Source organism: Nostoc mirabile CHAB5784, assembly GCF_020829645.1.
Lineage (GTDB): Bacteria > Cyanobacteriota > Cyanobacteriia > Cyanobacteriales > Nostocaceae > Nostoc > Nostoc mirabile.
On record NZ_JAIVFS010000100.1, the window covers coordinates 19,201 to 27,368 of the forward strand.

At 43.1% G+C, this 8,168-nt stretch carries 7 protein-coding genes and 4 pseudogenes; 8 read left to right on the forward strand and 3 right to left on the reverse strand.

The genetic code is table 11. The features are described from left to right. The first annotated feature begins 201 nt into the window (after positions 1-201). Both LC653_RS36010 and LC653_RS36015 read left to right on the forward strand, forming a co-directional pair. Positions 202-1,527, forward strand: coding sequence for a cysteine peptidase family C39 domain-containing protein (locus LC653_RS36010; protein ID WP_229499779.1), 1,326 nt, complete (start codon positions 202-204; stop codon positions 1,525-1,527). Then, the gene (locus tag LC653_RS36015; RefSeq protein ID WP_229499786.1) at positions 1,524-1,961 is read left to right on the forward strand and encodes a P-loop NTPase family protein; all 438 of its coding nucleotides are present in this window, start codon (positions 1,524-1,526) and stop codon (positions 1,959-1,961) included. The genes LC653_RS36010 and LC653_RS36015 overlap by 4 nt, the downstream gene beginning before the upstream one ends. Here the strand turns inward: LC653_RS36015 and LC653_RS36020 are convergent. Then, a pseudogene (locus LC653_RS36020) lies at positions 1,937-2,158 on the reverse strand (helix-hairpin-helix domain-containing protein); the annotation flags it as partial. The gene LC653_RS36015 and the pseudogene LC653_RS36020 sit on opposite strands and share 25 nt — an antisense overlap. Here LC653_RS36020 and LC653_RS36025 point away from each other — a divergent pair. After that, positions 2,155-2,859 (forward strand): annotated as a pseudogene (locus tag LC653_RS36025) (ATP-dependent DNA helicase); the annotation flags it as partial. The pseudogenes LC653_RS36020 and LC653_RS36025 overlap by 4 nt on opposite strands. 1,337 nt (positions 2,860-4,196) lie before the next feature. Here the strand turns inward: LC653_RS36025 and LC653_RS36030 are convergent. Then, positions 4,197-4,679, reverse strand: coding sequence for a hypothetical protein (locus LC653_RS36030; protein WP_229499781.1), 483 nt, complete (start codon positions 4,677-4,679; stop codon positions 4,197-4,199). Between the two features lie 478 nt (positions 4,680-5,157). On the opposite strand from LC653_RS36030, the pseudogene LC653_RS36035 reads away from it, so the two are divergent. From LC653_RS36035 to LC653_RS36045, 3 genes and pseudogenes are all read left to right on the forward strand, one after another. After that, positions 5,158-5,680, forward strand: a pseudogene (locus LC653_RS36035) (HNH endonuclease). 251 nt (positions 5,681-5,931) lie between these two features. Then, positions 5,932-6,147 (forward strand): annotated as a pseudogene (locus LC653_RS36040) (ParA family protein); the annotation flags it as partial. A 67-nt stretch (positions 6,148-6,214) separates the two neighbouring features. Continuing rightward, on the forward strand, positions 6,215-6,643 hold the full coding sequence (locus LC653_RS36045) for a ParB-like helix-turn-helix domain-containing protein (protein WP_308189194.1): 429 nt from the start codon (positions 6,215-6,217) through the stop codon (positions 6,641-6,643). Between the two features lie 22 nt (positions 6,644-6,665). Here LC653_RS36045 and LC653_RS36050 read toward each other — a convergent pair whose 3' ends face one another. Next, positions 6,666-6,896, reverse strand: a complete 231-nt coding sequence (locus tag LC653_RS36050; RefSeq protein WP_229499783.1) for a hypothetical protein — start codon at positions 6,894-6,896, stop codon at positions 6,666-6,668. Between the two features lie 344 nt (positions 6,897-7,240). On the opposite strand from LC653_RS36050, the gene LC653_RS36055 reads away from it, so the two are divergent. Together LC653_RS36055 and LC653_RS36060 are read left to right on the forward strand one after the other, a co-directional pair. Continuing rightward, positions 7,241-7,489: a thiamine pyrophosphate-dependent enzyme gene (locus LC653_RS36055; RefSeq protein WP_308189195.1), complete on the forward strand. Its 249-nt coding sequence runs from the start codon at positions 7,241-7,243 to the stop codon at positions 7,487-7,489. Continuing rightward, entirely contained in the window at positions 7,486-7,938 is a 453-nt protein-coding gene (locus LC653_RS36060) for a hypothetical protein (protein WP_229499784.1), read from the forward strand. Before LC653_RS36055 ends, LC653_RS36060 begins: the two co-directional genes overlap by 4 nt. Positions 7,939-8,168 lie beyond the last annotated feature (230 nt).

The following is an 8,168-nucleotide window of genomic DNA, read 5'->3' on the forward strand; positions in this document are numbered from 1 at the left end:
TTAGATGATGCAATGCGCTCTACACTTTTGAATCATCTGTTTGAGACTTGGTTAGCTGAAGAAATGAATAAAGCGCAATTGACCATACATGAGGAGGAGTCCGGGAGTGAAGGAGGGAGAGGGAGGGAAAGAAATGGAACATTCCCACGCTCCCACTCTCCCTCACTCCCACACTCTTAATTCCCTAGCCCTGGTAACAAGATGATAGAAAGCACCACCACAATTCATGAATTCCTCGCCAGCATCTACCCATTTAGTCAGCTTTCGATTACCAGCGTTGAGAAGATTGCAGAAAAACTTGAACCTTTGCGCTACCGTATGGGGCAAGCTATCCTTGTGCGAGAAACCCTTCCTGCTAGAATAGCCATCCTATACCTTGGTCAAGCCCGTTTATTGGGATATGCCCCAGGTGCTTTCGCCCCGGATACCCTAGAATTACTCAAACCAGGGTCAATCATTGGCTGGACAAGTTTGCTACGTGGTGTACCAAGTGAAACAGCGATCGCGTCAGTTGAAACTCTTTGCCTAACCCTCAAAGCCTCGGATTTCTTAAGTCTACTAGAACTCGAACCAGCAATAGCCAACGCTTTTCGTAACTATTGTAGTTTAATTGAAGTTTTTGACCTGTTAGGCGCAGAATTAGAACGTCGAGGTAAGATTCCAGACAATCTCAAAGAACTCGCTACTGCTGCAACAAAACAAGGCACTATCCTTAACCTGCCTCCAGGCAAAACACCGCTCCAGCAATTAGACCCTAACAAGTTATGGCTAGTTAGCAGCAAAGGTTCAAACTATACAGTAGGCGATCGCCTAAATCTAACGCAAGCGCAAGCCTATATCACTGGAGAAGTTCGCTTAGTTGGTTTTACTGACCCCACTCTCTCACTTCCTGACTCCCTCACTCCCTCACTCCTTCCCGACTCATCCTCAGACACTCTCATCTGGTCAAACGCACCATTTGCCCCAGAGCGCCCAGAAGAAGTAGAAGAAATTGAGCGATCGCAACCAATCAAATACCCCCACATAGTCGGTCGTGGCCCTGTAGATGGAACTCTTGCTTGTTTCCAAATGCTAGCACAACACTTAAGAATGCCATTTCGCCGCGATGTCTTGCGCCGTGCGTTAGTTAGTAATAAAGAGCGCACAGGCAGCATTTCCATTCAATTATATGGTGCTTTGGCAGAACTAATGGGATTGACATCTCAACTGGTGAATGTTCCTGCCGTTGCTATCTCTAAACTACCGACGCCAGTTTTGATTCCTTGGCAAGATAGCTATGCAATTCTTTACAAAGCTACTGAATTTGAACTAGTTCTTGGCATTCCAGAACAAGGCATTGTCCGCAAAAAGCCAGCCGATTTTGCTGAAACTTGGGGGGAAGAAGGGCAAGTACTTCTATTGCAACCCACTAAAGAAACTCCTCAAAAGCGATTTGGCTTAAGTTGGTTCCTACCTGCTATCAAAAAGCATCGTACAGTTTTAGAATTGCGATCGCTCGTACTGTATTACAAAACCCACCACTGTTGATTCTGGATGAGGCTACCAGCGCACTTGACTATGCTACTGAACGTCAAATGTGCTTGAATCTAGCCCAAGTATTTAAGGGAAGGACAGTATTTTTCATTACCCACAGGCTAGGAACCATTCAAAATGCCGATGTGATTTTGATGATGAGCCAAGGACGAATTGCAGAACAGGGAACTCATGCAGAACTTATGGCTTTACCCTCATTTCTCACAAGTTCTGCGATCGCTGTTTCAGCTTTCAGGCGGGCGAAAAGCGCCATTGCACTCTTGAGAATCCTTACCCAGAATATGTTTCGGGCTTTGATAGGTTATTTTTTGACCCAGTGCGAAAAACTGGAACCTAGATTTTATAAGGCTTTGAGAATTGTGGTGACAAATCCGGGTTTATACTCTTTTTTTGGCGAAGGTATTGCAGTTAAAAAACCAATGCCATAGATATCAGTCGCTAACTGGTAAGGATTATGGGTAACTGTATCTATGGATTTATCCCCATACTGCTTGTAAATTTTGACTGCGTAAGTTGTGCTAACGCCGTGACCTTGCAGAAATACCATTACTTCTTTAATGACTTTTTGCTCATTCCAGGCTCTTTGAATCATGGCAATGCGCTTTTTGGCGATGCCGTTGAACTGCTGATAAAATAGCCCGTAATTTAGGCGTTCCTTTCGATTCTGAGTTTCGCTACTGTGCAGGGATGACCCATGTATTGAGTGAAGCCGCTTTATATGGACATTGCTACTTACCACAGAGCAAACTGAGTCAGAACGTGATTAAACTGTTTACAACCCAGGAGCATCAACCAACAGAAGATGCGATCGCTCAAACTATTAAAGATATGGCTTTGAAAGATGAGCTAATTAGAGAACGTGATGCCAATAAAACGCTCAATTGTTACAAGCCTACTTACTTCTACACCGAACAAAACTTAGCCCAATTGGTACGCCATCGCCTCTCCTACCCCATCAGTTCTGATATTCCTCGCGTCCGTGCTTGGTTGGAACGTTTTAGCAGTAGCCGCAAAGTTTCACTATCACCCGAACAGCAACAAGCAGTAGAGACGGCTGCTTACTCTCGATTCACCGTAATTACAGGTGGCCCTGGTGTCGGTAAGACATTCTGCACTAGCACCATAGTCAGTTTATGGAAGGCAATGGGTAAATCAATCGCTCTGGCTGCACCAACTGGACGCGCTGCCCAAAGATTAGGCGAGATGACGGGACTAGAAGCTAAGACCATTCATCGCCTACTGGAATTTGACCCCAGAACTCGCAGTTTTAAACGCGATCGCACTAATCCGTTACCCAATAGTGCAATTATTGTAGACGAAGCCAGTAAAACTATTCCTAACGAAGGGATTTGGCAATCAGTTAAAAATACGGCAACATTATTTTTATTGACTTTTTTACCGTCTACAATATTAATCTTTTTTATCAAACTAATTATATTTAATAATAGTAGTTTAAATGAAGCCTTAATTCTCAGCTTAGTATCAGGATTATTTGCGGGATTATTGATGGAGATATGTATAAGTGGAACACCTGTTATTAAACACTTCACCCTACGCCTTATTCTCTACCGCAGTGGTTACATCCCCTGGAACTACGCCCGCTTCCTCGACTACTGCACTGAGCGTTTATTCCTCCAGCGTGTAGGTGGTCGCTACCGCTTCGTCCATAAACTGCTGCAAGAACATTTCGCCGAAAAGGACTCAAATTCATCACAAATAAGCTTGAATCCCTTACACTCTGGATGATTTAACCGAATGCCATTATCAACCCGATACCGCAGCAGCAACCCAGCGCGACGGAACATGGCCAAAATCTGCTCAGACTTCTTAGCTACAAACTTCTTTTCTAGAACCTCAGCAGGTACACCAGGAAGCCATTGAGACTCAACTCTATCGAAGTGGCGATCGCCTGTTAAAGACCAGCTTGATTGCTCATTTGATGAGACTTGTGCAACAACCAGAATTATCCTTCAGAAGGTGAAAAGGAAGGAGATTGTGGTAGATAGTTCATTGAAATCTTCATTACCTACTTTCTTAGAACAGGTAAGAAGTAGTAATTTTTCCTAGAGGAAAAGGGCGATGCCTACGGCGGCAAGCTACGCGGGTTGGGGGTGCGATCGCCCTTTCCAGTACACTTATTTAATGAACAGCAACCTTATTAGGGAAGCGATCGCTGTTGCACTCAACTAACAATTTTCTTAGAGGATAATCGGGATATTCAGAGCCGCAACGCATCAAGGCTGAAAAATTACGTTTTTTGCACCTCAAATAGTAAAATTATGATCTGTGCAAAGTTACAAAAAGATAAAATATAGGATTTATATATATGGATTGGATCTATGACTTAAAAAAGTTGGGTTTCGTTCTTTTAATCATAAGTATATTGGGATTAGTAGGTGGAAAATTTGCAGGATTCAATATAACCTTTGATTTGAACACTGCTAATGGTAAAGTAACTTACTTTCCAATGGGTATAGGTGTTTTAGGGATTATATTTATGATTGTTGACATCGTAATACATGGGGTATAAAGCAAATCCCTTGCTGGAAAAGCTTCTATATGCTGTACTGCGATCACACCTATTACATTTCCTCTAAGAAAAAAGTCGATCGCAGTTTGGGGTGTAGCTGTCTACTTGTGTGCGATCGCCTACCTCTGGTTTCTTACTTCAATCCAGACTGTGATTTACCTTTGAGCTTGTCATGCTCAAAAATGACGGTGATTTTAGAACCATCAGGATTTTGCCAGACAAAAGTTGCCATTGTTGCAGAGCTGTTAACCTCAGTACCTTGATACAAGATTGACCGCACATCCGTTAATGACATTTCTATCCTTAACTGTTCATACTCTGCTCGACCAAAGGGACGAAGTTGAACTTGGGCAGATTGTTCAAGCTGCTGAGGATGAAAAGCAGTTTGAAAACCATAGACTAAAAAACTAAGCATTACTCCTGCCGGAATAACGATATTTAGCTTTACGTTTACTAGTAATCGGGCAAGAGTATTATTAGATTGTGCAGGGTTAGTTTTAACCATTGGAAGTTCCTTATTAAATAGGTTTTGTGATGCTGGTCTGGGTGCAACCAGACCAGCTTTTAACTGACCACTAGTTTGTCTGGTTGTAACTGGTATATAAATAGTGGGCAAGTATAAGTTTTTGGTTTTTCGCCAAATTAATAACCTCCTTGCAGATAATGTCACCAGGTATACAAACCTACTTTGTCCAACTGGGTTTGTTATTCCCACTCATAGAAGAGTTAGTGGACGAACGCATACTACAACTGTATTATTGATATAAGTCTCAATTACAAATACTACAAGCCTTCAATGATAAGCAGATTCTCCTCAACCATTAGCAGCGTGATGCATTGCCGACCCAGCAAGGGTTTAGGCAGAGTAATCGTGCTATTTGCGTTTGAGGGAATGTATTGTTTTGGCGGCGGAAAATTGCAGCGTGAAAGTATTTTTGAAGCGATTACCGGATGGCTGAATCTAGATCAACTTATCCAAAGCGGGAGGTGCAAATGTCTTACAGCACCAACATAGGGCAAAAAGTATCAACGAAGAGACCTCCGCTCCTGAATCTCAGAGGCGGGGGTTATTTTTTGAGGAGTGGATTTAACGTATGCAAGCTCAACCACACATATTACAAAATTCGGTGGTGGTGTTCTCCAAAAACTACCTACCACTGGCACGCATCAATATCAAACGAGCAATCGTGCTGTTAGTCACAGGTCAGGCAGAATCGTTGAATTTTGGCACTACAAAGCAGTGGGAAGTCCGCTCACAAGCGTGTTGTACTACAAGTTCCCGAACATATTCGCTTGACCATTGGCAATCCCGAACGCCACTGGAAAGTACCACCTGTAAATCGGCGTGAGGTACTCAAGCGAGACAACCACACCTGCCAATACTGCGGTAGCACCAAGCATCTAACGCTCGACCATGTAATTCCCCGCTCAAAAGGTGGGCAGCACAGTTGGGACAACGTTGTAACTGCGTGTGAGAAGTGCAACCAAACTAAGAGCGATCGCCTACCTCATGAAGCTGGAATGGTTCTCAAAAGTAAGCCTAAAGCCCCAATTCACCCAGCAGTAGCATTTGCTGAACAGTTTTGGAACGCACAACGCCTAAGTGATAGCGAGTAATTAACTTCAAACCTAGTCAGAAAGGGCAATAAGCTCGATTACGTAACACTGGCCTCTCAGTTCTTTTAAAAAATTTGTAGTATGACCTTGACATTTTGTAGCACTTTAAGTAGTATGTATGTAGTGAAGCACTAGTGCGATTCGTTCTCTCAAAACTTTTCAAAAAGAAAGAAGAGAGAGGCAAGTAAAACCAACTAGTCGTATCTGTTGGAACAAATGCTTGATAACTGCTGATAACGCGGCAACAGGACGTTATTAGCTTAGTAGCAGCCACCCATGTCTTAGTACCTATTCAGTGCCAATTCAAATCCTTTCAAGGAACTGACTTACTATTAAGAACTGTAGCCACACTCCGCAAAGGTGCTAATAAAACACTCACCATTGCTGGCTTCATCCCCACAATGTATGATGCACGTACTGCCCAAGAAAGCAGAACAATGAAAGCTATCACAGAACAACTTTCACCCTTTCAACCGGATGAGAAACGTTTGCGATCGCTATAAACAAGAAAATTCCGAACTGAGACATAACGTTATGTCTCAAGCCCAAACCAAGATAATTGAAGAGTTATTTGCGTCTTTGGGACGGATGAGTTGGGAATCGTTTGTCAAAAATCGCCTACCACTGCTCAATCTACCCCTAGATGTGCTAGAAGTACTGCGTTCTGGACAAATCGAATACACTAAAGCACGAGCAATCGCCCGAATTCCAGATGAAAAAACAAGAAAACAACTCTTAGAAGATGCGAAAGTCCTAAATCTCTCATTGAGCGAAATCAAGCCTAAGATTCAAGAAATTGAGCAGCAGTCTAAATCAGAGACTCCATCATTAAAAGACCTAGCTGATGACACATTTCGCCGCTTAAAAAAATCTCAAGTTTGGGACGACCCAAAGAAAAAGGCAAAGGTAGAAAAGCTCTTGGCTCAATTAAAGGCGCTGATAGAAGAGGACAACCCAAAGTAAACCAATGTGGTAATTCTCTAAACTATTCAATTTGCTGTCTAAGGGATGGTGTCAAAATCATTAGTCCCCTGACAATCTCTTCAGGAGTGGCTGTGCCATCTATCGTCTTTTGAGCGATCGCTATCACTTCCAAAGCCAGGTTTGTGGGAATTCCCCTTGCTTCTAACCGCTTCAATTCCAGAACGTCAATGCCTGCTGCCAATCCATCCAAATATTCCTCTACACTCACTCCGAAGTTTTCAATTTCTGACATGGGTATAATTGGTTTTTTGTTCGACCTCTATATTCAAGCATCTATTAAGTGGCTATCTCACAGATGGATCATGTCAAAGTGCGGCGCTGCGAGGTATGCCTGAGCAACAGCTACAGCCTGAAATTTCCTCTCTACGAGACGCTCTTCGCGTTCGCTTGAAAAAGGTCTGCATCCCAGTCAAATATCAATGTGGTTTCGTGTTATGCGATCGCTCCCCTCAACCATTCCACCTCTCAAACCCATTGAGTATCAAACGCATCTTGCCCAGTTCCGGTGATTCTAAATAAACCAAGGAGTGTAAAAAAGTGTATTTATCTACGTAAGTCTAATTTTTCTACCGCACGATGCATTGTCGAGATGCTGACTCTAATTCCTGTACTTTCGGCAAGGCGATCGCGCGGGGAATGGGAGCCGATGGTATCCGTGTTGAAAAAGAGACTGACCTCCAATCTGCATTGGAGAAAGCACTTACTGCAAGCGTGCCGTTTGTAGTTGATGTCATCATAGACTCGAATCAGACTGCACCGTTTGGGAATCGGATTCAAAGTTTGATTGCCCAAGGAGCTACAGAATCAAAAGGAGATTTATCATGACTAACCAACCAGTAGGAATTCGTTCGCTTGCAGTTAACTTTCCTAGCGTTCTCCAAACAAACGATTATTGGCGAAATAAGTACCCAGAATTAGTTACTCAAGCCGAGCAAAAGGCATTAGCTAAACTTTTTTCAGTCACTCAACCAACCGTTAACAGTGACGAGTTCGATTTAGAAATGGCACCATATTTATCAGATCCTTTTCGTGGTGCTGTCGAACGGCGGGTACTTGCACCAGATGAGTCTTCACTGACATTAGAGCATCGCGCAGCATCAGATGCGATCGCAGCCGCAGAGATATCCTCAAAAGATGTCGATTTGATGATTGTCACCTCGCTATTCCCAGAACGAATTTCACCAGGCAATGCTTCTTTCCTTGTAGCTCAAATGGGCTTGCATTGCCCTGCCTGGAATCTTGAATCAACCTGTTCTAGTAGTCTGCCAAGGTAACTTTGCTGGCTTACGGGGGGACAAAAAGGGCTAGGATGCAGATAGAATAAGCCTCATAGCTCTCTGTCCTTGTTGGTAGTACTTACGCTTATTAGGCTTGCGGGGGGACAAAATGGTCTAGAATGCTTATATTACAAAGAGTGTAGCAATTTGTGGTAAAAGAAAAAGAGCATTCATTCGCAACAAGCTTTATTTAATGATAATATTACCAGAATTCTACGAAATAAATC

Excerpts from the sequence above, each read along its gene's own strand:
- LC653_RS36055 (WP_308189195.1), top strand. The coding sequence starts at position 7,241 with ATGCATTGTCGAGATGCTGACTCTAATTCCTGTACTTTCGGCAAGGCG.
- LC653_RS36050 (WP_229499783.1), bottom strand. The coding sequence starts at position 6,896 with ATGTCAGAAATTGAAAACTTCGGAGTGAGTGTAGAGGAATATTTGGAT.
- LC653_RS36060 (WP_229499784.1), top strand. The coding sequence starts at position 7,486 with ATGACTAACCAACCAGTAGGAATTCGTTCGCTTGCAGTTAACTTTCCT.
- LC653_RS36045 (WP_308189194.1), top strand. The coding sequence starts at position 6,215 with ATGTCTCAAGCCCAAACCAAGATAATTGAAGAGTTATTTGCGTCTTTG.
- LC653_RS36010 (WP_229499779.1), top strand. The coding sequence starts at position 202 with ATGATAGAAAGCACCACCACAATTCATGAATTCCTCGCCAGCATCTAC.